Source organism: Pseudomonas sp. 22490, from assembly GCF_052044465.1.
In the GTDB taxonomy this organism is placed as follows: Bacteria; Pseudomonadota; Gammaproteobacteria; order Pseudomonadales; family Pseudomonadaceae; genus Pseudomonas; species Pseudomonas aeruginosa.
The window spans coordinates 32,200-56,808 of the sequence record NZ_JBQENS010000002.1 but is presented as its reverse complement, the minus strand read 5'-3'; the positions used below and the strand labels follow the sequence as shown (position 1 = coordinate 56,808).

Annotated in this window: 25 protein-coding genes; 22 read left to right on the top strand and 3 right to left on the bottom strand. The window is 65.1% G+C overall.

Features of this window, described 5'->3' with window-relative positions; all coding sequences use genetic code 11:
• Positions 1-334 precede the first annotated feature (334 nt).
• The 3 genes from ACTJJX_RS02315 to ACTJJX_RS02305 are packed head-to-tail and all read left to right on the top strand — an operon-like array spanning position 335 to position 2,782.
• Entirely contained in the window at positions 335-1,351 is a 1,017-nt protein-coding gene (locus ACTJJX_RS02315; protein ID WP_003099554.1) for an aminoglycoside phosphotransferase family protein, read from the top strand.
• Positions 1,348-2,022, top strand: coding sequence for an N-acetylmuramate alpha-1-phosphate uridylyltransferase MurU (murU, locus tag ACTJJX_RS02310; RefSeq protein WP_016852410.1), 675 nt, complete (start codon positions 1,348-1,350; stop codon positions 2,020-2,022). The genes ACTJJX_RS02315 and murU overlap by 4 nt, the downstream gene beginning before the upstream one ends.
• Before the next feature lies 1 nt (position 2,023).
• Positions 2,024-2,782 carry a DnaJ domain-containing protein gene (locus ACTJJX_RS02305; protein WP_016852411.1) on the top strand — a complete coding sequence of 253 codons (759 nt, stop codon included), beginning with the start codon at positions 2,024-2,026 and terminating at the stop codon, positions 2,780-2,782.
• Here ACTJJX_RS02305 and ACTJJX_RS02300 read toward each other — a convergent pair whose 3' ends face one another.
• Positions 2,783-3,844, bottom strand: a complete 1,062-nt coding sequence (locus ACTJJX_RS02300) for an alpha/beta hydrolase family protein (RefSeq protein ID WP_012613533.1) — start codon at positions 3,842-3,844, stop codon at positions 2,783-2,785.
• Positions 3,845-3,995: 151 nt separating this feature from the next.
• Between ACTJJX_RS02300 and ACTJJX_RS02295 the strand changes: the two genes are divergently transcribed.
• The 10 genes from ACTJJX_RS02295 (at position 3,996) to trpE (ending at position 16,140) form a co-directional block, all read left to right on the top strand.
• On the top strand, positions 3,996-6,389 hold the full coding sequence (locus ACTJJX_RS02295; RefSeq protein WP_009875783.1) for a PAS domain-containing sensor histidine kinase: 2,394 nt from the start codon (positions 3,996-3,998) through the stop codon (positions 6,387-6,389).
• 45 nt (positions 6,390-6,434) lie between these two features.
• On the top strand, positions 6,435-7,067 hold the full coding sequence (locus ACTJJX_RS02290) for a response regulator (protein ID WP_003085103.1): 633 nt from the start codon (positions 6,435-6,437) through the stop codon (positions 7,065-7,067).
• A gap of 128 nt (positions 7,068-7,195) precedes the next feature.
• Positions 7,196-8,230, top strand: a complete 1,035-nt coding sequence (locus ACTJJX_RS02285) for a polyamine ABC transporter substrate-binding protein (RefSeq protein WP_003085106.1) — start codon at positions 7,196-7,198, stop codon at positions 8,228-8,230.
• Positions 8,231-8,463: 233 nt separating this feature from the next.
• Positions 8,464-9,573, top strand: a complete 1,110-nt coding sequence (locus ACTJJX_RS02280) for an ABC transporter ATP-binding protein (RefSeq protein ID WP_003085109.1) — start codon at positions 8,464-8,466, stop codon at positions 9,571-9,573.
• A 55-nt stretch (positions 9,574-9,628) separates the two neighbouring features.
• Positions 9,629-10,675 (top strand): ABC transporter substrate-binding protein, encoded by a 1,047-nt coding sequence (locus ACTJJX_RS02275; RefSeq protein ID WP_003099539.1) that lies wholly within the window; start codon positions 9,629-9,631, stop codon positions 10,673-10,675.
• Positions 10,676-10,789: 114 nt separating this feature from the next.
• Entirely contained in the window at positions 10,790-12,037 is a 1,248-nt protein-coding gene (locus ACTJJX_RS02270; RefSeq protein WP_003109044.1) for an ABC transporter permease, read from the top strand.
• 105 nt (positions 12,038-12,142) lie between these two features.
• Entirely contained in the window at positions 12,143-12,973 is an 831-nt protein-coding gene (locus tag ACTJJX_RS02265) for an ABC transporter permease (RefSeq protein WP_003099535.1), read from the top strand.
• Positions 12,974-13,096: 123 nt separating this feature from the next.
• A complete protein-coding gene (gene rpe, locus ACTJJX_RS02260) occupies positions 13,097-13,771 on the top strand; it encodes a ribulose-phosphate 3-epimerase (protein WP_003085122.1) in 675 nt (224 codons plus the stop codon).
• Positions 13,771-14,589 (top strand): phosphoglycolate phosphatase, encoded by an 819-nt coding sequence (locus ACTJJX_RS02255; protein WP_003099532.1) that lies wholly within the window; start codon positions 13,771-13,773, stop codon positions 14,587-14,589. Before rpe ends, ACTJJX_RS02255 begins: the two co-directional genes overlap by 1 nt.
• A 72-nt stretch (positions 14,590-14,661) precedes the next feature.
• Complete coding sequence (gene trpE / locus ACTJJX_RS02250) at positions 14,662-16,140, top strand: anthranilate synthase component I (RefSeq protein WP_016852412.1); 1,479 nt, start codon at positions 14,662-14,664, stop codon at positions 16,138-16,140.
• A 317-nt stretch (positions 16,141-16,457) separates the two neighbouring features.
• Here the strand turns inward: trpE and prtN are convergent, their stop codons facing one another.
• Both prtN and prtR read right to left on the bottom strand, forming a co-directional pair.
• Positions 16,458-16,772, bottom strand: a complete 315-nt coding sequence (gene prtN, locus ACTJJX_RS02245) for a pyocin genes transcriptional regulator PrtN (protein ID WP_003121843.1) — start codon at positions 16,770-16,772, stop codon at positions 16,458-16,460.
• A gap of 99 nt (positions 16,773-16,871) precedes the next feature.
• The gene (gene prtR, locus ACTJJX_RS02240; protein WP_003113202.1) at positions 16,872-17,642 is read right to left on the bottom strand and encodes a transcriptional regulator PrtR; all 771 of its coding nucleotides are present in this window, start codon (positions 17,640-17,642) and stop codon (positions 16,872-16,874) included.
• Between the two features lie 457 nt (positions 17,643-18,099).
• Between prtR and ACTJJX_RS02235 the strand changes: the two genes are divergently transcribed.
• The 9 genes from ACTJJX_RS02235 (at position 18,100) to ACTJJX_RS02195 (ending at position 24,606) form a co-directional block, all read left to right on the top strand.
• A complete protein-coding gene (locus tag ACTJJX_RS02235) occupies positions 18,100-18,300 on the top strand; it encodes a TraR/DksA C4-type zinc finger protein (protein ID WP_003085132.1) in 201 nt (66 codons plus the stop codon).
• 47 nt (positions 18,301-18,347) lie between these two features.
• Positions 18,348-18,707, top strand: coding sequence for a PA0613 family protein (locus ACTJJX_RS02230; RefSeq protein ID WP_003459419.1), 360 nt, complete (start codon positions 18,348-18,350; stop codon positions 18,705-18,707).
• A 458-nt stretch (positions 18,708-19,165) separates the two neighbouring features.
• Complete coding sequence (locus tag ACTJJX_RS02225) at positions 19,166-19,519, top strand: phage holin family protein (protein ID WP_003101619.1); 354 nt, start codon at positions 19,166-19,168, stop codon at positions 19,517-19,519.
• Between the two features lie 21 nt (positions 19,520-19,540).
• Positions 19,541-20,056, top strand: coding sequence for a hypothetical protein (locus tag ACTJJX_RS02220; protein ID WP_003101620.1), 516 nt, complete (start codon positions 19,541-19,543; stop codon positions 20,054-20,056).
• A complete protein-coding gene (locus ACTJJX_RS02215; protein ID WP_016852413.1) occupies positions 20,053-20,610 on the top strand; it encodes a phage baseplate assembly protein V in 558 nt (185 codons plus the stop codon). Before ACTJJX_RS02220 ends, ACTJJX_RS02215 begins: the two co-directional genes overlap by 4 nt.
• 152 nt (positions 20,611-20,762) lie before the next feature.
• A complete protein-coding gene (locus ACTJJX_RS02210) occupies positions 20,763-21,089 on the top strand; it encodes a GPW/gp25 family protein (protein WP_003085143.1) in 327 nt (108 codons plus the stop codon).
• On the top strand, positions 21,086-21,973 hold the full coding sequence (locus ACTJJX_RS02205; RefSeq protein ID WP_003161928.1) for a baseplate assembly protein: 888 nt from the start codon (positions 21,086-21,088) through the stop codon (positions 21,971-21,973). Before ACTJJX_RS02210 ends, ACTJJX_RS02205 begins: the two co-directional genes overlap by 4 nt.
• The gene (locus ACTJJX_RS02200; RefSeq protein WP_003118911.1) at positions 21,966-22,499 is read left to right on the top strand and encodes a phage tail protein I; all 534 of its coding nucleotides are present in this window, start codon (positions 21,966-21,968) and stop codon (positions 22,497-22,499) included. The genes ACTJJX_RS02205 and ACTJJX_RS02200 overlap by 8 nt, the downstream gene beginning before the upstream one ends.
• Position 22,500: 1 nt before the next feature.
• Entirely contained in the window at positions 22,501-24,606 is a 2,106-nt protein-coding gene (locus tag ACTJJX_RS02195; RefSeq protein WP_003161927.1) for a phage tail-collar fiber domain-containing protein, read from the top strand.
• Positions 24,607-24,609 lie beyond the last annotated feature (3 nt).

The window sequence follows — 24,609 nt, the reverse complement described above, 5'->3', positions numbered from 1 at the left end:
ATGATTATGCCGAAGGTATCTTGGCTCATCTCATTCATAACACCCTCCATTGGGCATGCACTCCAGAACCGAAAAGAGCTGGTTCGCAGTCGCGCTTCCGAGTGCTAGGCGACCTTGGGGTTGCCACCGCCGCTGCGGCAAGTCCTTGAAGGCAATGGACTTCTGGGCGGGTTTTGGTTCCTGGGGATGGATACCCAAGCGTGCGATTTCCTCTCGGAAATCCCCCAAGCTGACCCTACAGCTTGGAGCCGGAGACACGCTACGCGTGTCGCACAAGATGCTGGATAATAAAGCATGACCTGCGCAACGGCTAGGGCCGTGGAGAACCCCGTAAATGTCTGATGATGCCCGTTTCCAGCAGCTGAATCGCTGGTTGGACTCTTGTTTGCCCGAGTTGTTCGTTGCCGAAGGTTGGGGGGAAGTGCCCCCCGCCGAACTGATCCCGGCCAGTAGCGACGCCAGCTTCCGTCGTTATTTCCGCTGGCAGGGAGGGGACCGCAGCCTGGTGGTGATGGACGCGCCGCCGCCCCAGGAAGACTGCCGACCGTTCGTCAAGGTCGCCGGACTGCTCGCCGGAGCCGGCGTGCATGTGCCGAGGATTCTCGCCCAGGATCTGGAGAACGGTTTCCTGCTGCTCAGTGACCTGGGCCGGCAGACCTACCTCGACGTGCTTCATCCCGGGAATGCCGACGAGCTGTTCGAACCGGCCCTGGATGCGCTGATCGCCTTCCAGAAGGTCGATGTCGCCGGTGTCCTGCCTGCCTACGACGAAGCGGTGCTGCGCCGCGAGCTGCAGCTGTTCCCCGACTGGTACCTGGCCCGCCACCTCGGCGTGGAGCTGGAGGGCGAGACGCTGGCCCGCTGGAAACGGATCTGCGACCTGCTGGTACGCAGCGCGCTGGAGCAACCGCGGGTGTTCGTCCATCGGGACTATATGCCGCGCAATCTGATGCTCAGCGAGCCCAACCCGGGCGTCCTCGACTTCCAGGACGCCCTGCACGGCCCGGTCACCTACGATGTCACCTGCCTGTACAAGGACGCCTTCGTCAGTTGGCCGGAGCCGCGCGTGCATGCCGCGCTGAACCGTTACTGGAAGAAGGCGACCTGGGCCGGCATCCCGCTGCCGCCAAGCTTCGAAGACTTCCTCCGCGCCAGCGACCTGATGGGCGTGCAGCGCCACCTGAAGGTGATTGGCATCTTCGCCCGTATCTGTCACCGTGACGGCAAGCCGCGCTACCTGGGTGACGTGCCGCGCTTCTTCCGTTATCTGGAAACCGCCGTGGCGCGCCGTCCCGAGCTGGCCGAACTGGGCGAGCTGCTGGCCTCGCTGCCGCAGGGAGCCGAGGCATGAAGGCGATGATCCTCGCCGCCGGGCGTGGCGAGCGCATGCGGCCGACCACCCTGCACACGCCCAAGCCGCTGATCGAGGCCGCCGGCGTGCCATTGATCGAGCGTCAGTTGCTGGCGCTGCGCCAGGCCGGAGTCGACGACTGGGTGATCAACCATGCCTGGCTTGGCGAGCAGATCGAGGCCTATCTCGGCGACGGTTCGCGCCTGGGCGGGCGGATCGCCTATTCCCCGGAGGGTGAACCGCTGGAAACCGGTGGCGGAATCTTCCGCGCCCTGCCGTTGCTCGGCGAGCAGCCGTTCCTGTTGCTCAACGGCGATGTCTGGAGCGACTTCGACTACTCTCGGCTGCATCTTGCCGACGGCGACCTGGCGCATCTGGTGCTGGTCGACAACCCGGCGCACCATCCCGCCGGCGATTTCCACCTGGATGCCGGCGGACGGGTGGGCGAGACCCGCGAAGCGGGCGGCAACCTGACCTACAGCGGGATCGCCGTACTGCATCCCGCGCTGTTCGAGGGCTGCCATCCGGGCGCCTTCAAGCTGGCGCCGCTATTGCGCAAGGCCATCGCCGCGGGGCGGGTCAGCGGCGAACACTATCGTGGGCACTGGGTCGACGTCGGTACTCACGAGCGCCTGGCGGAAGTCGAGCGATTGCTGGCGGAGCACGCCTGAGATGCTCTGGCCCGCTACGCTGATCGGAGCCGGAGCCGGCTGGGCCCTGGCCAGCATCCCCGGCGCCCTGCTCGGCGGCCTGCTGGGGCAACTGCTGGACCGCAGGTTGCGCCTGGAGTCCTGGCGCGGCCTGCTGGCGCGCTTGCGCGGGCGGGCGGTGAACGATGAGGACGACCTGCTGTTCCAGTTGCTCGGCTATCTGGCCAAGAGCGGCGGGCGGGTGGAGGAAATGCATATCCGCCAGGCGCGCGAGGAGATGGCGTTGCGCAAGCTCGATAGGCGAGCCCAGCGGCGTGCCATCGCGTCCTTCGGCAAGGGCAAGGCCGGCATCGCCCATCTGCAGGAGGAGGTCGCGCGTCTGAAAGGCGAACGTGCGGAGGCAGTATTGCTCGCCTGCTGGCGGATGGCCTGGGCTGGCGGCGTGCTCAGCCAGTCGGCGCGACAACTGGTGTTGCAATGGGGGCGCTGGCTGGGTTGGTCGGCGGAGCGAACGGAACGCTTGTCGGCGCGGGTCATGCCGAAGCCCACGCGCGCTGTCGCCCGGGATAGCTACCGTGAGGCCCTGCTGCTGCTCGGCGTGGAGGCCGGAAGCGAGCCGGCGCTGATCAAACGCGCCTATCGCAAGCTGATCAGCCAGCATCATCCGGACAAACTGGCGGGAGCCGGCGCCAGCGTCGAGCGCGTGCGTGCGGCTACCGAGAAAACCCGTGAATTGCAGGCGGCCTACGCCCTGGTCCGAGAGCGTGAGGGGTTCCGCTGATCACTCCGCAGGTTTCTGCGCATCGGCCTGCAGGTGAAGGCTGAGCCAGCCGCGGATTCGTCGGTACAGTTGCTCCTGCTCCGCCTTGGGGTCGGCCGGTAGCGCCTGCATCGCGATTTGTACGTAGGCCGGGTGTTTCTGCCGCTTGCCGGCCTGCATGCGCAGCCTGGCCGCCTCGCGGTCGGCGCGGGCGTCGCGGTAATAGAAGTCGCCGGTCGCCAGTTTCAGCTTCGGCACCATATCTTCCAGCGCCGGGCGAAAATCGCGCGGTACCTCCGCGGCAACCAGCAGCAGGTTGTGGATTTCCGCAGGCTCCTTCTCCGCCAGGTAGCGTGCCGCCCAATAGGCGCCCGTGCCATGACCGAGCAGGACGACGCTTTTCGGTTCGTGCTGCAGGGCCAGGTCGATGCTCGCCTGCAGGCGCGCCATGACCCGTTCGGCGTGCGCCTTGCGCTGCTCGACCGGATCGATGGCTGGGGGAGGGGCCTGGTCCTCGCTCTGCGCCGGTTCGCCGCTGCCGGCTTGGGCGGTGCTTTCCGGCGCCGGCGCGTTGCCGCTTTCTCCTTTCACGTCAGGCTTGCTTGCGCTGTCCGCGGCGCTGGCGTCCTTGTCGGCGCTGGCGCTGGCAGCGGATTCCGCAGGGCGGGTAACCGGCGCGGTGCTCTGCGGGTCGGGCAGGGCCAGGCTCAGGGTCTGCCAGCCGGCATCCGGCAGTTTGCGCCTTAGCGGGCCGATGGCTTGCGGCCAGTCCGGACTTTCGCCATCACCGGGAACCAGGATCACTACACCTTCGGCCTCGGCGGTGTTGGCTGGCAACCAGAGGGTGAGGAAGCTTTCGTCGCCGGCCTTGAGGATCTGCTGGCCGTCCTCCGGCAACTGGCGCTCCAGCCCCTTGGCCTCGTCCTGGCTGCGCTCGCTGACCGCCGGGCGTTCCACGGGGGCCGGCGGCTGGTCCTTGGCGGCCTCCTCTTCGGCATGAACGAAAGCCGGCGGCAGGAAAGCGGCGGCCAATAGCAGCGGCAGCAGGGCGGAGGGCTTCGGCAGTAGAGAGAAGGCCGGCATTGGAAATTCCCGATAGACAATCCAGAAGGCAGCCTAAACCCAGAGCACTTCTTTGTCAGGCCGAGCCTTCGCATGGTTCGCCGGTCGCGCTCGCGGTAAGGTATGCCCGCTTTTCCTTCCGTTGCGGTGTATTCCGTGGAGTGTCGCCGGCATGTTGCGTCGTTGCTGTCTGCTCTTCTTCTGTCTGCTGTTGAGCCTGCCCGTGCGAGCGGAGGAGTCGGTCGCCTTGCCGCTGACGGCGGAGCTACGGACCTGGCTGGCGGAGCATCGGGAATTGCGCGTCGGGGTGGTCACCGAAGCGCCCTATGCCCAGTACGACCGCCGCCTGCAACAGTATTCCGGGGCCAACGTGGAGCTGATGGGCTGGCTGGCCACGGCAATGCAGGTGACCTTGCGGTGGCAGGGCTATCCCGACCAGGCGGCGCTCGACGATGCCCTGCGCGCTGGGCGCGTGGATATCGCTCCCGGCCTCAGCCAGACCCCAGCCGGGCTGCGCTTGTGGCTGTTCTCCGATCCCTACCTGCGGGTTTCCCGGCTGGTGGTGGGGAAGCGCGATGGCAGCGGCAGCGTCGAATTGGAGCAACTGGAGCGCGATACCCGGGTTGCCGTGCGGGCCGGCAGTTCGGTAGCCGACTACCTCAGCAGCACCTATAGCGGCCTGCAATGGGGGGCGGCCGATTCCGAACGCGAGGTGCTGCGCGCCGTGCTCGCCGGACAGGCACGCTACGCGGTGATCGACGAAGCGCAACTCAGCCGCCTGACTCGCGAGCCGGAGTTCGCCGAGCTAGCGGTGGTTGGCGACATCGGCTACCCGCAACTGCTACGGGTGGCGACCCGTCGCGACTGGCCGGAACTGGCGATGGTGGTCGACCAGGCGTTGCGCTCGCTGCCGCGCAAGTCCCTGGACCAGTTGCACGAGCGCTGGTTGCAACCCAAGTATCCGCGCCTCGGCGAGTCGCCGGGGTTCTGGCAGAACCTGTCGATCCTCCTCGGCCTGCTGCTGGCCGGCGCGCTGGCGGCGGTGTTCCTCCAGCGGCGCCAGCAGCATGCGCTGGAAGCCCGGCTGTACGGCGCCCGCCGCGACCTGGAGCTGCGCCAGGCGGCCGAGGAGGCGCTGCGCCTGACCCAGTTCTCCATCGACAACAGCACCCTGGGCATCCTCTGGGTCAACTGGGACAGCCGCGTACGCTACGCCAACCGCGCCGCCGAACAGATGCTCGGCCATGCCGACGGTCAACTCGTGGACCGTCCGCTGGCCGACTTCGAGCCCGGCCTGGACATGGACCGCTGGTTGAATCTTTGGCGTCGTGCGCGCAATAGCGAGGAGGGCCCGCTCAGCTTCGAGACCCGCTGCCTGCGCGCCGACGGCAGTTGGCTGCCGGCCGACGTCTCGCTTAGCTTCCTGCGCTTCGGCACGTCCGAGTATCTGGTGGTGTTCCTCAGCGACGTCACCGAGCGCCGCCGTGCCCGCGAGGCATTGCAGGAAAGCGAGGCGCGGATGAAGGGCATCGCCTCCAACGTGCCGGGCATGGTCTTCCGCCTGGAGCGCCCGCGGGCCGGCGCGTTTTCCGACTTCGCCTATATCAGCGAGGGCAGCGAGGCGCTGGTCGGCTACAGCGCTCGCGAACTGATCGAAAGCGGCCGCGGCATTCGTGGCCTGGTCCATCCCGACGACCGCGAGCGCTACTGGTCGAGCCAGATGGCTGCCCTCGACGAGAATCGCGACTGGCATTGGCAGGGCCGCATCCTCACCCGCCAGGGCGAATTGCGCTGGGCCGACATCAAGGCTTCGGCGCGCTGTTTCGAGGATGGTCGTGCGGTCTGGGACGGGGTGGTCTGGGACATCACCGCGAACAAGCAGATCGAACTCGAACTCGGCGAGTCGCGCGCCCAGCTCCGCGAGCTGTCGGCGCACCTGGAGTCGGTGCGGGAGGAGGAGAAGGCGCGTATCGCCCGCGAGGTCCATGATGAGCTGGGCCAGGTGCTGACGGTGCTGAAGCTGGAAACCTCGATGTGCGAGCTGGCCTATGCCGATGCCCAGGAGGGCCTGCGCGAACGCCTGGGCAACATGAAAAAGCTGATCGCCCAGTTGTTCCAGCTGGTGCGCGACGTGGCTACCGCACTGCGCCCGCCGATCCTCGACGCCGGAATCGGCTCGGCGGTGGAGTGGCAGGCGCGGCGCTTCGAGGCGCGCACGCAGATTCCCTGCCTGGTGGAGGTGCCGGAGAACTCGCCGCAGTTGGTCGACGCCAAGGCTATCGGCCTGTTCCGCATCCTCCAGGAGGCGTTGACCAATGTCATGCGGCATGCCGAGGCGCATACTGTGCAACTGCGTCTGCTGCGCGAGGGCGACGAGCTGTGCCTGAGCGTCAGCGACGACGGTCGCGGGTTCGATGTTGCCACGGTGGGGCGTGGCAGTTCCTTCGGCCTGGTCGGCATGCGTGAGCGGGTGCTGATGATGGGCGGTACGCTGGACATCGACAGTGCCCCCGGCGAGGGCACCACGCTCAGCGTGAGGATTCCGCTGGGCGTCGCGGGCCCGTGACAAGAACAACCGCCGGCAAGGCGGAACAGCGTGAGGCAGCAAAGAGTGGTGATCCGAGTCCTGGTCGCTGAAGACCACACGATCGTCAGGGAAGGCATCAAGCAACTGATTGGCATGGCCAAGGACCTGCAGGTGGTCGGCGAGGCCACCAATGGCGAGCAGTTGCTGGAAACCCTGCGCGGAACGCCTTGCGAGGTGGTCCTGCTGGATATCTCCATGCCCGGCGTCAATGGCCTCGAGGCGATTCCGCGGATTCGCGCGCTGAACGAGCCGCCGGCGATCCTGGTGCTGTCGATGCACGACGAGGCGCAGATGGCCGCCCGCGCCCTGAAGATAGGTGCTGCCGGCTATGCCACCAAGGACAGCGATCCGGCATTGCTGCTCACCGCGATCCGCAGGGTCGCCGGCGGCGGACGCTACATCGACCCGGACCTTGCCGATCGGATGGTCTTCGAGGTCGGCCTGACCGATTCGCGTCCGCCCCATGCGCTGCTCTCCGAGCGCGAGTTCTCGGTGTTCGAGCGGCTGGTGCAGGGCGCCAACGTCAACGAGATCGCCCAGCAACTGGCGGTCAGCAACAAGACCATCAGTACCCACAAGGCACGCCTGATGCAGAAGCTCAACGCGCATTCGGTAGCCGACCTGGTGCGCTACGCGATGGAGCACCGCCTGCTCTGACAGGGGCGTTCGCCCAGGTTTTGCTCGCGGCTTGTGCGCCAGGTCCGGTTTTCGCGATCTGCTGTCTACCTGGCTTCCGCGCGGCAGGGAATGATGCTCGCCGGCCAACACGATAAGGAGAAGAAACGATGTTGCCAGCCATGAGGACGGGCCTGTTGTGCGCCCTTCTCGGAGTTACCGCGCCCGCCTGGGCGGAATACGTGACCGTGATTTCCTTCGGCGGCGCCAACAAGGAAGCCCAGGAAACCGCGTTCTACAAACCCTTCAAGAGCGCCACCGGCAATCGCGTGGTGCATGGCTCCTACAATGGCGACCTGGCCAAGCTCAAGCGCATGGTGGAGATCAGCCACGTCTCCTGGGACGTGGTGGAAGTCGAGGCGCCGGAGCTGGCGCGCGGTTGCGAGGAAGGTCTGTTCGAGAAGCTGGACATGGCGAAGGTCGGCGATCCCGCGGATTTCGTTCCCGGCGCGGTGCAGCCCTGCGGAGTCGGCATCTTCGTCTGGACCACGCTGCTTGCCTACAACCCCGGCAAGGTTGCGGGCAGCCCGCAGGGCTGGGCGGATTTCTGGGACGTGAAGAAGTTTCCCGGCAAGCGCGGCCTGCGCTGGGGCGCCAAGTACAGCCTGGAGTTCGCCCTGATGGCCGATGGCGTGGCGCCGAAGGACGTCTACCAGACGCTGGCGACGCCCGCCGGCGTCGAGCGGGCATTCCGCAAGCTCGACGAGCTGAAGCCCTATATCCATTGGTGGAAGTCCGGGCAGGACCCTGTGCGCGACCTGGCTGATGGCACGGTGGTGATGAGTTCGGCCTACAACGGGCGGATCGCCGCGGCGCAGGCCGAGAAGCAGCGCCTGGCAATGGTCTGGAGCGGCGGCGTCTACGATTTCGACTTCTGGGCGCTGCCGGTCGGGGTTTGGAAGAAGCAGTTGGCCGAGGAGTTCATCCGTTTCGCCAGCCAGCCGGAGCAGCAGAAGGCTTTCGCCGAGAACATCGCCTACGGCCCGGCCAACCGCAAGGCGGTAGGCCTCCTCGATCCGCAAGTGGCTGCCAACCTGCCGACCGCACCGCAGAACATGCAGAACGCGGTGGGTATGAACGTGGCCTTCTGGGCGGAGCACGGCGAGGCCCTGGAGCAGCGTTTCCAGAACTGGGCCAAGCGCTGAGGAGGCCGTTGCGCGCCAGCCGGAGAGCGCTGGCGCGCAAACCTTTGCCCTTCTCGAAAGCCCCTTCCCAGAGCGGTCTGGCCCATTCCGGGGGGCATCTTTTTTGTAGGGCGATTCCTACAAAGAGCTTTCCTTTCCCCTGATAGAAAACTCTCTTGCCGGCCGATTTGCGTCCTGCGCCGGGTTCTCTAGGCTGTTCGCACAGCATCCATAAAACGAACAAAGGTGCGGTTATGGCCGAGACTCAAGGCGGCGATGTGCTGGTCAGCTTCCGTGGCGTGCAGAAAAGCTACGACGGCGAGACCCTCATCGTGAAGGATCTCAACCTGGACATTCGCAAGGGCGAATTCCTCACCCTGCTCGGCCCCTCCGGGTCCGGCAAGACCACCAGCCTGATGATGCTGGCCGGTTTCGAAACCCCCACCGCCGGCGAAATCCTCCTGGCCGGTCGCTCGATCAACAATGTCCCTCCGCACAAGCGCGACATCGGCATGGTGTTCCAGAACTATGCGCTGTTCCCGCACATGACCGTGGCCGAGAACCTGGCCTTTCCCCTCAGCGTCCGTGGCATGAGCAAGACCGACGTGAAGGAAAGGGTCAAGCGCGCGTTGTCGATGGTCCAGCTCGACGCCTTCGCCGGGCGTTATCCGGCGCAGCTTTCCGGTGGCCAGCAGCAGCGCGTGGCGCTGGCCCGCGCGCTGGTCTTCGAGCCGCAACTGGTGCTGATGGACGAGCCCCTGGGAGCGCTGGACAAGCAACTTCGCGAGCACATGCAGATGGAAATCAAGCATCTGCACCAGCGCCTCGGTGTCACCGTGGTCTACGTCACCCACGACCAGGGCGAGGCGCTGACCATGTCCGACCGGGTGGCGGTGTTCCACCAGGGCGAAATCCAGCAGATCGAGCCGCCGCGCAATCTCTACGAGCAGCCGCGCAACACCTTCGTGGCCAACTTTATCGGCGAGAACAACCGTCTATCCGGGCAGCTTCTCAGTTGCGACGGCGAGCGCTGCGTGGTCGGACTGCCGCGCGGCGAGAAGGTCGAGGCGCTGGCGGTCAACGTCGGCCAGCCGGGCGAGCCGGTGACCTTGTCGATCCGCCCCGAGCGGGTGCGCCTGAACGGTGCCAGCGAGTCTTGCGTCAACCGTTTCTCCGGCCGCGTGGCCGAATTCGTCTACCTGGGCGACCACGTGCGTGTGCGCCTGGAGGTTTGCGGCCGCGACGACTTCTTCGTCAAGCAGCCGATCGCCGAGCTGGACCCGACGCTGAGCGTCGGTGATGTGGTTCCGCTGGGCTGGCAGGTCGAGCATGTGAGGGCGCTCGACCCTCTGCCGGCGGCGTGAGCGCCGGCAGTCCCGAACCGTACCGAAGCAACCCTGCACTGTGGAGAGAACAATAATGTCGAAATCCCTGAAAGCGGCCAGCCTGAAGTTCGCCACCCTGGCGGCCGGCCTGGCCTGCGCGGCCCAGGCCATGGCGGTGGACCTGACCGTGGTGTCCTTCGGCGGGGCCAACAAGAGCGCCCAGATCAAGGCGTTCTACGAGCCCTACCAGAAAGCCACCGGCAACAGGATCGTCGCCGGCGAATACAACGGCGAGATGGCCAAGGTCAAGGCCATGGTCGATACCAACAGCGTGTCCTGGGACCTGGTGGAAGTGGAGTCGCCGGAGCTGTCGCGCGGCTGCGACGAAGGCCTGTTCGAGGAACTCGACCCGGCGCAGTTCGGTAAGACCGAGGACTTCGTGCCCGGCGCCATCCAACCGTGCGGCGTGGGTTTCTTCGTCTGGTCCACGGTGCTCGCCTACAACGCCGACAAGCTGAAAAGCGCGCCGACCAGTTGGGCGGACTTCTGGGACATCAAGAAATTCCCCGGCAAGCGCGGCCTGCGCAAGGGCGCCAAGTACACCCTCGAATTCGCCCTGATGGCCGATGGCGTGGCGCCGAAGGACGTCTACGGCGTGCTCGCCACCAAGGAAGGCCAGGATCGTGCCTTCAAGAAGCTCGACGAGATCAAGTCGAGCATCCAGTGGTGGGAGGCGGGCGCCCAGCCGCCGCAGTACCTGGCTTCCGGCGATGTGGTGATGAGTTCTGCCTACAACGGTCGGATCGCCGCGGTGCAGAAGGAAAGCAACCTGAAGGTGGTATGGAACGGCGGCATCTACGATTTCGACGCCTGGGCCATCCCGAAGGGGGCGAAGAAACGGGAAGAGACCCTGAAGTTCATCGCCTTCTCGGTGCAGCCCCAGCAGCAGAAGACTTACTCGGAAAACATCGCCTACGGTCCGGCCAACAAGCAGGCGGTGCCGCTGCTGGACAAGGCCCTGCTGAAGGACATGCCGACCACTCCGGAAAACATCCAGAACCAGGTGGCAATGGACGTGACCTTCTGGGCCGACTACGGCGAACAACTGGAACAGCGCTTCAACGCCTGGGCGGCCAGGTAATCCTCGCCTGACCCTCCAGAGAGGGCCGGAGGGGCCGCCGCGCGGCGGCTCCTCCTACCGTTCCACACTTTCCAGGGTCGCCCCCGACGGCCCGCTTTTTTTCCGGAGTTCGCTATGGCCACAGCTGTGCCCATGTCCCAGGCCGCCGGCAGCACCCTCAAGCAACGCCTGGCGCGCGCCGAGCGGATGAACCGCCTGAAGTCCCAGGCGCTGATCCTGCCCCTGCTGGCCTTCCTGGTCCTGACCTTCCTGGTGCCGATCGCCGCCCTGCTCTACAAGAGCGTGTCCAACCCGGAAGTGGTTCGCTCGTTGCCGCTGACGGTAGAAGCCATCTCCGCCTGGGACGGCAAGTCGCTGCCGGCCGACGCCGTCTACAAGGCGCTCAGCCAGGATCTCGCCGAGGCTCGTCGCAACCAGACCATCGGCGATCTCTCCAAGCGCCTGAACATGGAACTGGCCGGTTATCGCAGCCTGATGGCGAAGACCGCGCGCAAGCTGCCGTTCAAGGAGGAGCCCGCTTCCTACAAGGACGCCATGGAGCAGCTCGACGAGCGCTGGGGCGACCCCGCCTACTGGCAGGTGATCCGCCGCAACGCCAGCAGCTATACGCCCTATTACCTGCTCGCAGCCCTCGACCACCGGATCGACGATCTCGGCGAAGTGGCGCGCGCCACCCCGGACCAGGCCATCTACCTGGACATCTTCGCCCGCACCTTCTGGATGGGTGCGGTGATCACCGTCATCTGCCTGCTGCTGGCCTACCCGCTGGCCTACCTGCTGGCCAACCTGCCGACGCGCAAGAGCAACCTGCTGATGATCCTGGTCCTGCTGCCATTCTGGACCTCGATCCTGGTACGTGTCGCTGCCTGGATCGTCCTGCTGCAATCGGGTGGCCTGATCAACGGCGCGCTGCTCAAGCTCGGCCTGATCGACCAGCCGCTGCAACTGGTGTTCAACCGCACCGGCGTATACATCGCGATGGTGCACATCATGCTGCCGTTCATGATCCTGCCGATCTACAGCGTGATGAAAGGCATTTCGCCGAGCTACATGCGCGCCGCGATTTCCCTCGGCTGCCACCCGTTCGCCAGCTTCTGGCGGGTGTATTTCCCACAGACCGTCGCGGGCGTCGGCGCCGGTTGCCTGCTGGTGTTCATCCTGTCCATCGGCTACTACATCACCCCGGCGCTGCTGGGCAGCCCGAACGACCAGATGGTCAGCTACTTCGTCGCCTTCTATACCAACAGCACCATCAACTGGGGCATGGCCACCGCCCTCGGCGGCCTGCTCCTGCTCGCCACCCTGGTGCTCTACGTCGTCTACAGCTGGCTGGTGGGCGCCAGCCGCCTGCGCCTGGGATAGAGGGCCTTCCGAGAAGGCCAACCGATTCCCCTCTGCCTTCGGAAAAAAGGTTGCCCGGAGGGCGGGGAGAGGGGGATCCGCACGAAACACATTGGAGAGCGAGTCATGCTGAGTCCCTACATGTCCCCGGTCGAGCGCCTGTGGTTCTACTCCCTGCGCATCCTCTGCGGCCTGGTACTGCTGTTCCTGGTACTGCCGGTGCTGGTCATCGTGCCGCTGTCGTTCAACTCCGGCACCTTCCTGGTCTACCCGCTGCAAGGGTTCTCCCTGCGCTGGTACGCCGACTTCTTCCAGTCCGCCGAGTGGATGCGCTCGTTGACCAACAGCATGATCGTCGCTCCGGCGGCGACCCTGCTGGCAATGGTCTTCGGCACTCTGGCAGCGATCGGCCTGACCCGCGGCGAGTTCCGCGGCAAGGCACTGGTGATGAGCCTGATGATTTCGCCGATGGTGGTGCCGGTGGTGATCATCGGCGTGGCCAGCTACCTGTTCTTCGCTCCGCTGGGGCTCGGCAACAGCTACCTGTCGCTGATCGTGGTGCATGCGGTGCTCGGCGTGCCGTTCGTGATCATCACCGTCTCCGCGACCCTGCAGGGGTTCAACTACAACCTGGTGCGCGCCGCCGCCAGCCTCGGCGCGCCGCCGCTGACCACCTTCTTCCGGGTGACCCTGCCGCTGATCGCTCCGGGAGTGATTTCCGGCGCGCTGTTCGCCTTCGCCACCTCGTTCGACGAAGTGGTAGTGACCCTCTTCCTCGCCGGTCCCGAGCAGGCCACCCTGCCGCGGCAGATGTTCAGCGGCATTCGCGAGAACCTGAGCCCCACCATTGCCGCCGCGGCGACCTTGCTGATCGGTTTCTCCGTACTGCTGTTGCTGACCCTGGAATGGCTGCGCGGGCGCAGCGAGAAGATGCGTACCGCACAACCCGGCGGCTGAGGCGCAGGGCGCGCCCGGCTTGGTCCGGGCGTCGGCTGCTGCGGCGAAAAGTCGTCATTTTCACCGCCAAAAACCGATAACGGCTACAATGCGCGCCTTCCGTGATCCCCTTTGAGGTGCGCCATGCAACCCTTCGCCATCGCTCCGTCGATCCTTTCCGCCGATTTCGCCCGCCTGGGCGAGGACGTGGACAAGGTGCTCGCCGCCGGTGCCGACATCGTTCACTTCGACGTGATGGACAACCACTACGTGCCGAACCTGACCATCGGCCCGATGGTCTGCTCGGCGCTGCGCAAGTACGGCGTGAGCGCGCCGATCGACGTGCACCTGATGGTGTCCCCGGTGGATCGCATCATCGGCGACTTCATCGAAGCTGGCGCCACCTACATCACCTTCCATCCGGAAGCTTCCCAGCACATCGACCGTTCCCTGCAACTGATCCGCGACGGCGGTTGCAAGGCGGGCCTGGTGTTCAACCCGGCCACTCCGCTGGAGGTGCTGAAGTACGTGATGGACAAGGTCGACATGGTCCTGCTGATGAGCGTCAACCCCGGCTTCGGCGGGCAGAAATTCATCCCCGGTACCCTCGACAAGTTGCGCGAGGCACGCGCCCTGATCGATGCCTCCGGTCGCGAGATCCGCCTGGAGATCGATGGCGGCGTCAACGTCAAGAACATCCGTGAGATCGCCGCGGCGGGCGCTGATACCTTCGTCGCCGGCTCGGCCATCTTCAACGCCCCGGACTACGCCGAGGTCATCCGCGCCATGCATGCCGAACTGGCCCAGGCGCACCAGTAATGAGCGCTGCGGAGCCGTTCTTCGCCACGCGCCTGCCGCGTCTGGTGATGTTCGACCTGGATGGCACGCTGGTCGATTCCGTTCCCGACCTCACCGCCGCGGTCGACAGCATGCTCGCCAGCCTCGGGCGGCCGCCGGCGGGCATCGAGAAGGTCCGCCAGTGGATCGGTAACGGCGCACGCGTCCTGGTGCGTCGCGCCCTGGCCGGAAGCATCGAGCACGACGGCATCGGTGAGGAGGAAACCGAAGCCGCGCTGGCGTTGTTCATGGAGGCCTATGCCGACAGTCATGCGCTCACCGAGGTCTACCCCGGCGTCGTCGACACCCTCAAGTGGCTCAAGCGCAACGGCGTGGAAATGGCGCTGATCACCAACAAGCCGGAGCGCTTCGTCGCTCCGCTGCTGGATGAGATGAAGCTGGGTCGCTATTTTCGCTGGATCATCGGCGGCGACACCCTGCCGCAGCAGAAGCCCGACCCGGCGGCGCTGCTGTTCGTGATGAAGATGGCCGGCATCGAGCCCGAAGATGCGTTGTTCGTCGGTGACTCGCGCAACGACGTGCTCGCCGCCAAAGCTGCCGGCGTGCGCTGCGCGGCGCTGACCTATGGCTACAACCACGGCCGGCCGATCGCCGAGGAAGCGCCCACCCTGGTCATCGACAACCTGCGCGACCTGCTGCCTTGCGCCGACCAGGCCGCTGAGATAGTGTTGCCGGACGACTCCCTTTCCCCCTCCGACCAGCGAGATCAAGCCGTGGCGGTCAGCAAACTCTGGATGAAGGTCATCAAGGCCCTGGCGCGTTGGCGCTGGCGCGCCTGACATCATCCTCCGCCGGATAGCCGGCGCGCGTTTGCACTCTGTTGACCGTTCTCTCCTCCGATGAGGCTGATCATGAATCGCGAAGAATTCCTGCGGCTGGCCGCCGATGGCTACAACCGCATCCCGCTGTCCTTCGAGACCCTTGCCGACTTCGACACGCCGCTGTCGATCTACCTGAAGCTGGCCGACGCGCCGAACTCCTACCTGCTGGAGTCGGTGCAGGGCGGCGAGAAATGGGGGCGCTATTCGATCATCGGCCTGCCGTGCCGCACGGTGCTGCGGGTCTACGACCATCAAGTGCGGATCAGCATCGATGGCATGGAAACCGAGCGCTTCGATTGCGCCGACCCGCTGGCTTTCGTCGAGGAGTTCAAGGCGCGCTACCAGGTGCCCACCGTGCCCGGCTTGCCACGTTTCGATGGAGGCCTGGTCGGCTACTTCGGTTACGACTGCGTGCGCTACGTGGAAAAACGCCTGGCCACCTGTCCGAACCCGGACCCGCTGGGCAACCCGGATATCCTGTTGATGGTGTCCGATGCCGTAGTGGTATTCGACAACCTGGCCGGGAAGATCCACGCCATCGTCCTCGGCGATCCCTCCGAGGAAAATGCCTACCAGCGCGGCCAGGCACGTCTGGAGGAGCTGCTGGAGCGTCTACGCCAGCCGATCACCCCGCGTCGCGGCCTCGACCTCGAGGCGGCCCAGGGTCGTGAGCCGGCGTTTCGTGCCAGCTTCACCCGCGAGGACTATGAAAACGCGGTAGGAAGGATCAAGGACTACATCCTGGCCGGCGACTGCATGCAGGTGGTGCCGTCGCAGCGCATGTCCATCGAATTCAAGGCGGCGCCCATCGACCTGTACCGCGCGCTGCGCTGTTTCAATCCGACGCCCTACATGTACTTCTTCAACTTCGGCGACTTCCATGTCGTGGGCAGCTCGCCGGAGGTGCTGGTACGGGTCGAGGATGGCCTGGTGACGGTGCGCCCGATCGCCGGTACCCGTCCGCGCGGGATCAACGAAGAGGCCGACCTGGCACTGGAGCAGGATCTGCTGTCGGACGCCAAGGAGATCGCCGAGCACCTGATGCTGATCGACCTGGGGCGCAACGACGTGGGGCGGGTGTCCGATATCGGCGCGGTGAAGGTCACCGAAAAAATGGTGATCGAACGTTACTCCAACGTCATGCACATCGTGTCCAACGTCACCGGGCAATTGCGCGAGGGGCTCAGCGCGATGGACGCGCTGCGGGCGATTCTGCCGGCGGGCACTCTATCCGGCGCGCCGAAGATCCGCGCCATGGAGATCATCGACGAGCTGGAGCCGGTCAAGCGTGGAGTCTACGGCGGCGCGGTCGGCTACCTGGCATGGAACGGCAACATGGACACCGCCATTGCCATCCGCACCGCGGTGATCAAGAACGGTGAACTCCACGTGCAGGCCGGCGGCGGTATCGTTGCCGACTCGGTGCCCGCGCTGGAGTGGGAAGAAACCATCAACAAGCGCCGGGCGATGTTCCGCGCCGTGGCGCTGGCCGAGCAGAGCGTCGAATAAGACGGCGCGAGGCGGAAGAAAAGAAGGCGGATGGCGTTTGCGTCATCCGCCTTTTTTGTGCCCGGCTGGACCCACGCATTGGCTTCGCCCTACGTGGAGCCGCTTTCGTAGGGCGAATATCGCGGCGCGATATCCGCCAGGGGGCAGGACGCCGAACCCGCCTCAAGGTGAAGTGATCGATATGTCCGGTTGGCGGATGACGCCTTCGGCATTACTTGCCCACGCAGAAGGCGCTTTCGTAGGGGGGACATCACCACGCGATATCCGCCAGGCGGAGCATGGTGTCGCTCCCTACGATGCTGGCAACGGCGGGCCGCTCAGGATGCGATGCTGTCCGCGCCTGGCTGTGCTCGACGGGCGCCTCCGGCTTGGTTCGCGCGCTGGTCGACGTAGGCGGCGAGGTGATCGAGGGCCACGAACTGCATGGCCTTGTGGCTATCGTCGAGGGTCGTCACCGGCAGGGCGATCCGCCCGCATGCCAGGGCCTTGCTGAAGTTTTCCTTGTTCAGGTTGCGAAACCAGCGTTCGCGGACCTGCTCCAGCGGCACCAGGACGTCGCCGAAGATGCGGTAGACCAATTCCACGGTTTCCTGGCGTGGAATCGGAGTGCTAGGGGCGATGGATGGCTGCATGGTATTCCCTCCTGCGGCTACACGTCGTTGAAGGAAATATAGCTCAGGTTGTTTTCTTGTTCAATAGCTGAAGTTGTAGAGCGGGCGAGCGCCAGGCGCTCACCGCACCAGGGACGGGCCGCGCCGGTGGCGTACGGTGGACCACCAGAAGACCCAACCGATCATGCTGATCTGGCGGCTGCGCATGTCCTCCGGCGAGTACTCCTCGTCCGGATATTCCTCGCGGTTGAAGCTGCGCAGGCGAATGCCGCCGCCGGGCAGGCGATAGACGAACTTCACCCGCAGCATGCCGTCATGTTCGAGGGCGTAGATCTCGCCATCGGTGATATGGGTGGTGGCGGTGTCCACGCCGATGGTGGAGCCATCCATGATCAGCGGTTCCATGCTGTTGCCGGTGAGTTGGGCGCAGATCGCCGCCGACGGATCGACGCCCGAGGCACGCAGCGTGGCGTAGGAAAAACGCAGCTTGCGCCCCTCTATCTCGCGCACCGCAGTGCGTCCGGCGCCGGCGGACATCTCCACTTCCTTGTACAGCGGCAGTTCCACTTCGTCTTCGTCCAGCGGTGTGTCGCTGTCCCACGGATGCAGCGGTTCCAGCACCAATGGGCTGCCATCGGCCACGGACACGGCACTGCGCGCGGCTGGAGCGCCTTCGCCGGTCTGCAGCCAGACCGGCGAGACGCCCAGGGCCGCCGCGATCTCGATCAGCTTGCGGGTGCTCTGGGCCTTGCCCGAGGTCAGCTTGTGAATGGTGTTCTGCGAAACCCCTGCCGCTTCGGCGAGGGTTTCCTGCTTCAGGTTGCGCATCGCCATGGCCTGCTTGAGGCGAGCGGCGAAGCTGTCGGGCGGGATCTGGGTGCTCTTGTCCATGCTCGGCAATCTACAGACCGATGGATTTTCTGTAAAGAGCCTAGGTGTTGACGATAAATAGCTTTGGTTGTAATTTCTCTTCCGTCAGAAAGCGGAAGGGGTGAGTTCCACAACTTCCCACCCGCCTTTCAGAGATTTCACATGGGTGCAGGGACGCACCCGGTTGTCGGCGACCGACGATGCAAGTGCCGACTGCTTGGGTGCCGGGGCCATGGGAAAGCGCTCCGGCACCTGGAGGGCCGGAGCGCCGTCCATGCAGACGCTCCATCCCGCTTATTCATTCTGTCGCCGACCTGCTTCAGGTACGGCGGCGTCGTACAGGGAGTCATTGCCATGTCGCGAGATACGCACTCGCCATTTCCGCGCAGAGGAACGCAGGTCGCCGAACCGGCGCCGCGCATCTGTCATGTTCCATCCATTCGGCCGTCGGGCGTCGGGCACGCCAGGGAGGCTTTCCATGGCTGACCTTGCCGATCACGCCAACGAACTGGTCCTGGCTCGCCTCGACGGCCTCCTGGCGGCGCGCCCGGCGCTGGCCATCCGCGAGTCCGCGGAAGACTGCGAGGACTGCGGCGAGCCCATTCCCCAGGCGCGCCGCCGGGCGGCACCGGGCTGCAGTCGCTGCATCGACTGCCAGGACCGCCACGAGCGCCGTTGAACCGACCTCATGCCGAGCCCTCGCGGGCAGTGAAAGGAGACACGACCGTGATCAAAGCCATCGATGAAATGCTCAAGCTCTGGGCCGAGGAAATGCACGCGCCAGGCAGCAACGGAGGCGGCTACGCCGGCGGCAACCTGATCGCCATGCTGATCGCCAGCAAGGGCGAGGTGGTCCGCGGCCACCGTGGCAGCCGGGTGATCCTCGACCGTGTGGCGGAGGTCGATCGCCTGGTAAATCGCCTACCCGAGGAACTGAAGAACGTGGTGGTGGAGCACTATCTCAATCGCGACAGCTTCCCCGAGCAGAAGTACCGCCACTGCGGTTGCAGCCGCAACACCTTCTATCTGCGCCTGCATGTGGCGCACCAGGGTATCCAGGACGGCCTGCTGCGGCGGGCGGCCTGAGTTCCTGGACCGGATACCGTGTCCCCCCTGGAATTTTCCAACCGGCCTTCGGGCCGGTTTTTTTATGCCTGTCGCCCATGGAGGCGGCGAGTCCCATGCACAGCAGCGGACCCTGCACGGTAGAGGCGGGGTCGGGCTGGCGTAGCCATCCTTTTCGTCAGTCGATGCCGGGCTTTCCATATCGGAAGTGGGTATGCGCTTGCCCGGATGCCTGGCGAAGGTTCTCAGGGCGGTATATCACCCTCATATCGTGGTGCGTCTCCCTCCTATTGCAGTGGATTGTCGAGAAGGCATTGCCGGGCTGGGAATCGGGCGGTAAAAAGTAGTCATTCTTGTAAAGGTGCGTCCCCAGGGAGGCACTCGTGAAGCACCGGAACCCGGCCCTGGCGCCGGGTTTTTTATTGCCCGGGAAAACGTTCGTGCGGACGTGCCCGGCGCTGCCTGCCAAGGAGGGGCCCATGGGCAACGAACCGCAGACACTGACGGAAATGCCGCTCTGGGTACTGATCCTGCTCGCCGCGCTGGGCGGCGTCAGCGGCGAGATGTGGCGTGCCGACAAGGCCGGTCTCGGCGGCTGGGCCTTGTTGCGGCGCCTGGCGCTGCGCTCCGGCGCGTCGATCGTCTGCGGCGTGGCGGTGATGCTGCTGGCGTTGGCTTGCGGCGCCGCGCTGCTGTTCGCCGCGGCGCTGGGCAGCCTGACCGCCGCGGCCGGCGCGGAGATCGCAGTCGGTCTCTACGAACGCTGGGCCGCCCGGCGCCTGGGGGTTTGCGAGCTGCCCGAGGAACAGTCGGACGACCGTGGCCCGCATTGAAACTGATCGAAGGAGTCAACCATGCCTGAACAGGCTGTTACGCTCGAGGCTCTGTACGCGGCCATCGAGCAGGTACTGCGTGAGCGTCTGCCGGAGGCGCAGTTGATCGGCTTCTGGCCAGGCGTGCCGGAAAATACCCCGGCGGTTTCCCTGGAGATAGCCGAGCTACTGCCCGAGCGCGATCCCGGTACCGGCGAGAGTGCCCTGCTGTGCCGCCTGCAGGCGCGGATAATGGTGCCGCCTGGTGCCGATCGCCAGGCGGTATCCATTGCTTGCGGAATCGTTCGGACATTGCGCGAGCAGACCTGGAACCTGTCTCTGGAACCGGCGCGCTTCGTACGCTCGGCCGTCGACGGCAGTCGCGAGGAGCTGAAGAGCCTGCGTGTCTGGCTGGTCGAGTGGACGCAGTCGCTGCGTCTCGGAGACCCGGAGTGGGCCTGGGAGGACCAGCCGCCCGGCAGCCTGATGCTGGGCTTCGACCCGCAGACCGGCCCCGGCCATGAGCCGGACTACTTCGCTCCGGAGGCGTTGGCATGAGCTATGTCAGTGCGGAGCATGACCGCATGCTCGCCGCGATGATCCTGCCCTGCGTGGTGGTCGCCGTGGACCTGGCAGCGGCGCGGGTACGGGTGCGCTCCGGCGACTGGACCAGCGGCTGGCTGCGCTGGCACTCCCTGGCAGCCGGCAAGGTTCGACACTGGCGTGCGCCGAGCATAGGCGAACAGGGGACACTGCTCAGCCCGTCGGGCGGAGTGTCAATGGGCACCTTTATTCCCGGTCTGTACGGCGATGCGGGCACGGCGCCGGACAACAGCGCCAGCAGTGAGACCTGGCGTTTCGACGACGGCGCCTCGTTGAGTTACGACTGGGCTGCACATCGCTACCGCGTCGAGCTGCCCAGCGGCACAGTGGAAGTGAAGGTCGGCGCCAGCGAGGTGCGGGTCAGCGACGGGGCGGTCAGTCTCAAGGCGCCGAAGATCAGCCTGGAAGGACCGGTGGAGATCGCCGGGACACTGACGGTCAGCGGAGACATCCTCGGCGGCGGCTCGATCATCGACACCGCCGGCAACAGCAACCACCACACCCATTGAACATACGACGGGGCTGCCGAAGGGCGGTCCGTCGAACATTCAACCGGCCCGCGCGAGCGGGCATTTTCGTTTGCGGAGTTCGCCATGGGCAACACTCACAGCCATTCGGAGCCAGGCGCGGCCTGTCTCTGCCGGAGCGGGAGGGCAGGGCGATGATCGGGATGGATCGCCGTAGCGGGCTGCCCCTGTCCGGCCTGGCTCATCTTAAACAGTCCGTCGAGGACATCCTGACCACCCCGTTGGGCAGCAGGCGCATGCGCCCCGAGTACGGCAGCAAGCTGCGGCGGATGGTCGACATGCCGGTGAGCGAAGGCTGGAAAAGCGCCGTGCAGGCCGAGGTAGCCCGTTCCCTGGGGCGCTGGGAACCGCGCATCGCATTGTCTGCCGTGCGAGTCGTCGCGGTCGTCGATGGCCGCGTGGATCTGCTCCTGAGCGGCGTGTTCGAGGGCGAGAACATCAATATGGAGGTCTCGGCGTGATCATCGATCTTTCCCAGTTGCCGGAGCCAGAGGTTATCGAAAACCTCGATTTCGAGACGATTTACCAAGAGCTGTTGGGCGACTTCCGCGAAGCCATGGCTGGCGAATGGACAGCGGAGGTGGAGTCCGATCCGGTTCTCAAACTTCTGCAACTGGCGGCCTATCGAGAACTGCTGCTGCGGGCGCGGATCAACGATGCGGCGCGGGCGGTGATGCTGGCATACGCCAGCGGTGCCGATCTCGACCAGATCGGTGCCGGCTTCAATGTGCAGCGTTTGCTGATCAGGCCCGCTCAGCCCGAGGCGGTACCGCCGGTGGAGGCGCAGTACGAGAGCGACAAGTCGCTGCGCAATCGCATCCAGCTCGCGTTCGAGCAGCTATCCGTCGCAGGACCGCGGAACGCCTATATAGCCCATGCGCTGGGCGCGGATGGAAGGGTGGCGGATGCCTCTGCGACCAGTCCGGCGCCCTGCGAAGTGCTGATCAGCGTGCTCGGGGTGGAAGGCAACGGGCAGGCACCGGAAACGGTGTTGCAGGCAGTGCGCCTGGCGCTGAACGCGGAGGACGTGCGTCCTGTCGCGGATCGGGTAACGGTGCGCTCGGCAGGAATCGTTCCCTATCAGGTCAAGGCGCAGCTCTACCTGTTTCCCGGCCCCGAGGCCGAGCTGATCCGTGCCGCCGCCGAGGCTTCGCTGCGCGACTACATTTCCGCCCAGCGCCGCCTGGGCCGCGACATCCGGCGTTCGGCCCTGTTCGCCACCCTGCATGTCGAAGGCGTGCAGCGCGTCGAACTGCAGGAGCCTGCGGCCGACGTGGTCCTGGATGAAACCCAGGCGGCCTATTGCACGGGGTACGCGATCACCTTGGGAGGCGTCGATGAGTAGCCGCCTGCTGCCGCCAAACAGGAGTTCTCTGGAACGCTCTCTGGGTGATGTATTGCCTGCCGAGCTGCCGGTGCCGCTTCGTGAGCTTAACGATCCGGCACGCTGTGAGGCGGCCTTGCTGCCCTACCTGGCCTGGACGCGCTCGGTGGACCGCTGGGACCCGGACTGGAGCGACGAGGCCAAGCGCAATGCGGTAGCGACGTCCTTCGTCCTGCACCAGCGCAAAGGCACGCTGACCGCGTTGCGCCAAGTGGTCGAGCCGATCGGTGCGCTGAGCGAGGTCACCGAATGGTGGCAGCGAAGCCCGCTTGGCGTGCCGGGGACCTTCGAGATCACCGTGGACGTCAGCGACCGTGGCATCGACGAAGGCACCGTACTGGAGCTGGAGCGCTTGCTCGATGACGTCCGCCCGGTGAGCAGACACCTGACCCGGCTGGACCTGCGCATTACCCCGGTAATCCGGTCCCGTCACGGACTGGCCGTGACCGACGGCGACACCCTGGAAATCTTCCCCTGGAAACAGTGACATGACGACCAATACTCCGAAATACGGTGGCCTGCTCACCGACATAGGTGCCGCTGCGCTGGCTGCGGCCAGTGCAGCAGGCAAGAAATGGCAGCCGACTCATATGCTGATCGGCGATGCCGGCGGTGCGCCGGGCGACACGCCGGATCCATTGCCTTCTGCGGCGCAGAAGAGCCTGATCAACCAACGCCATCGGGCTCAGCTGAATCGGCTGTTCGTTTCCGACAAGAACGCCAATACCTTGGTTGCCGAGGTGGTGCTGCCAGTTGAGGTAGGTGGCTTCTGGATCCGCGAGATCGGCCTGCAGGATGCCGACGGCAAGTTCGTCGCGGTATCCAACTGCCCGCCCAGCTACAAGGCTGCAATGGAAAGTGGCAGTGCGCGGACCCAGACCATTCGGGTGAACATCGCGCTCTCCGGCCTGGAGAATGTCCAGCTGCTGATCGACAACGGCATCATCTACGCCACTCAGGACTGGGTGAAGGAAAAGGTCGCTGCCGATTTCAAGGGCCGCAAGATTCTGGCTGGCAATGGCTTGGTCGGTGGGGGCGATCTTTCTGCCGACCGCAGCATTGGTCTGGCGCCTTCCGGCGTGACGGCGGGCAGCTATCGTTCGGTCACGGTGAACGCCAACGGGGTGGTCACCCAGGGCAGCAATCCGACCACCCTGGCCGGCTATGCGATCGGAGATGCCTATACCAAGGCCGATACCGATGGAAAACTGGCGCAGAAAGCGAACAAGGCCACCACCCTGGCCGGCTATGGCATTACCGATGCGCTGCGAGTCGATGGCAACGCCGTGTCATCCAGCAGGCTGGCCGCACCGCGTAGCCTGGCAGCCAGTGGCGATGCCTCCTGGTCGGTGACCTTCGACGGCAGTGCCAATGTTTCTGCGCCGCTGAGTCTTTCCGCTACCGGTGTGGCGGCGGGCAGCTATCCGAAGGTGACCGTGGATACGAAGGGAAGGGTGACTGCTGGAATGGCGCTGGCGGCGACGGACATTCCCGGGCTGGATGCTTCGAAGTTGGTCAGCGGGGTGCTGGCCGAGCAGCGTTTGCCGGTATTCGCGCGCGGGTTGGCTACTGCTGTCTCGAACAGTAGCGATCCGAACACCGCGACCGTGCCGTTGATGCTGACCAATCATGCGAACGGACCTGTTGCCGGACGATACTTCTACATCCAGTCGATGTTCTATCCGGATCAGAACGGCAATGCTTCGCAGATTGCAACGAGCTACAACGCTACATCCGAGATGTATGTACGGGTGTCCTACGCGGCCAACCCTAGCATCCGGGAGTGGTTGCCCTGGCAGCGTTGCGACATTGGAGGTTCCTTCACGAAGACGACTGACGGATCCATTGGAAATGGCGTCAATATAAACAGCTTCGTCAATTCCGGATGGTGGTTGCAATCGACATCGGAATGGGCGGCGGGTGGAGCTAACTATCCCGTGGGGCTGGCCGGTTTGCTGATTGTCTACCGCGCACATGCAGACCATATCTATCAGACCTACGTAACACTCAACGGAAGCACATATTCGCGCTGCTGCTATGCGGGCTCTTGGCGTCCGTGGCGGCAGAACTGGGACGATGGAAACTTCGATCCGGCCAGCTACCTGCCAAAGGCGGGATTTACCTGGGCGGCTTTGCCGGGTAAGCCGGCAACTTTCCCGCCCTCAGGGCATAACCACGATACCAGCCAGATCACCTCCGGCATCTTGCCTCTCGCTCGTGGTGGCCTTGGCGCCAATACAGCGGCCGGAGCACGCAACAACATTGGTGCCGGAGTGCCGGCCACGGCGAGCCGGGCGCTCAATGGTTGGTGGAAGGACAACGATACCGGTCTGATCGTCCAGTGGATGCAGGTGAACGTAGGAGATCATCCCGGTGGAATAATCGATCGTACCTTGACGTTCCCGATCGCGTTCCCTAGCGCCTGTCTGCATGTCGTACCGACTGTCAAGGAGGTGGGGCGACCAGCGACGTCCGCGTCGACCGTTACGGTCGCCGATGTCAGCGTCAGCAACACGGGATGTGTGATCGTTTCCTCCGAGTACTACGGACTGGCTCAAAACTATGGCATCAGAGTGATGGCCATCGGCTATTGAGGT

Bases quoted from the DNA above. Each gene is read 5' to 3' on its own strand.
- ACTJJX_RS02210 (WP_003085143.1), top strand. From the start codon at position 20,763: ATGATCGGGATGGATCGCCGTAGCGGGCTGCCCCTGTCCGGCCTGGCT.
- ACTJJX_RS02220 (WP_003101620.1), top strand. From the start codon at position 19,541: ATGCCTGAACAGGCTGTTACGCTCGAGGCTCTGTACGCGGCCATCGAG.
- ACTJJX_RS02300 (WP_012613533.1), bottom strand. From the start codon at position 3,844: ATGCCGGCCTTCTCTCTACTGCCGAAGCCCTCCGCCCTGCTGCCGCTG.
- ACTJJX_RS02195 (WP_003161927.1), top strand. From the start codon at position 22,501: ATGACGACCAATACTCCGAAATACGGTGGCCTGCTCACCGACATAGGT.
- ACTJJX_RS02295 (WP_009875783.1), top strand. From the start codon at position 3,996: ATGTTGCGTCGTTGCTGTCTGCTCTTCTTCTGTCTGCTGTTGAGCCTG.
- ACTJJX_RS02275 (WP_003099539.1), top strand. From the start codon at position 9,629: ATGTCGAAATCCCTGAAAGCGGCCAGCCTGAAGTTCGCCACCCTGGCG.
- ACTJJX_RS02255 (WP_003099532.1), top strand. From the start codon at position 13,771: ATGAGCGCTGCGGAGCCGTTCTTCGCCACGCGCCTGCCGCGTCTGGTG.
- ACTJJX_RS02225 (WP_003101619.1), top strand. From the start codon at position 19,166: ATGGGCAACGAACCGCAGACACTGACGGAAATGCCGCTCTGGGTACTG.
- ACTJJX_RS02270 (WP_003109044.1), top strand. From the start codon at position 10,790: ATGGCCACAGCTGTGCCCATGTCCCAGGCCGCCGGCAGCACCCTCAAG.
- ACTJJX_RS02305 (WP_016852411.1), top strand. From the start codon at position 2,024: ATGCTCTGGCCCGCTACGCTGATCGGAGCCGGAGCCGGCTGGGCCCTG.
- ACTJJX_RS02315 (WP_003099554.1), top strand. From the start codon at position 335: ATGTCTGATGATGCCCGTTTCCAGCAGCTGAATCGCTGGTTGGACTCT.
- ACTJJX_RS02285 (WP_003085106.1), top strand. From the start codon at position 7,196: ATGTTGCCAGCCATGAGGACGGGCCTGTTGTGCGCCCTTCTCGGAGTT.
- murU (WP_016852410.1), top strand. From the start codon at position 1,348: ATGAAGGCGATGATCCTCGCCGCCGGGCGTGGCGAGCGCATGCGGCCG.
- rpe (WP_003085122.1), top strand. From the start codon at position 13,097: ATGCAACCCTTCGCCATCGCTCCGTCGATCCTTTCCGCCGATTTCGCC.
- ACTJJX_RS02235 (WP_003085132.1), top strand. From the start codon at position 18,100: ATGGCTGACCTTGCCGATCACGCCAACGAACTGGTCCTGGCTCGCCTC.
- ACTJJX_RS02215 (WP_016852413.1), top strand. From the start codon at position 20,053: ATGAGCTATGTCAGTGCGGAGCATGACCGCATGCTCGCCGCGATGATC.
- prtR (WP_003113202.1), bottom strand. From the start codon at position 17,642: ATGGACAAGAGCACCCAGATCCCGCCCGACAGCTTCGCCGCTCGCCTC.
- ACTJJX_RS02265 (WP_003099535.1), top strand. From the start codon at position 12,143: ATGCTGAGTCCCTACATGTCCCCGGTCGAGCGCCTGTGGTTCTACTCC.
- prtN (WP_003121843.1), bottom strand. From the start codon at position 16,772: ATGCAGCCATCCATCGCCCCTAGCACTCCGATTCCACGCCAGGAAACC.
- ACTJJX_RS02200 (WP_003118911.1), top strand. From the start codon at position 21,966: ATGAGTAGCCGCCTGCTGCCGCCAAACAGGAGTTCTCTGGAACGCTCT.
- ACTJJX_RS02280 (WP_003085109.1), top strand. From the start codon at position 8,464: ATGGCCGAGACTCAAGGCGGCGATGTGCTGGTCAGCTTCCGTGGCGTG.
- trpE (WP_016852412.1), top strand. From the start codon at position 14,662: ATGAATCGCGAAGAATTCCTGCGGCTGGCCGCCGATGGCTACAACCGC.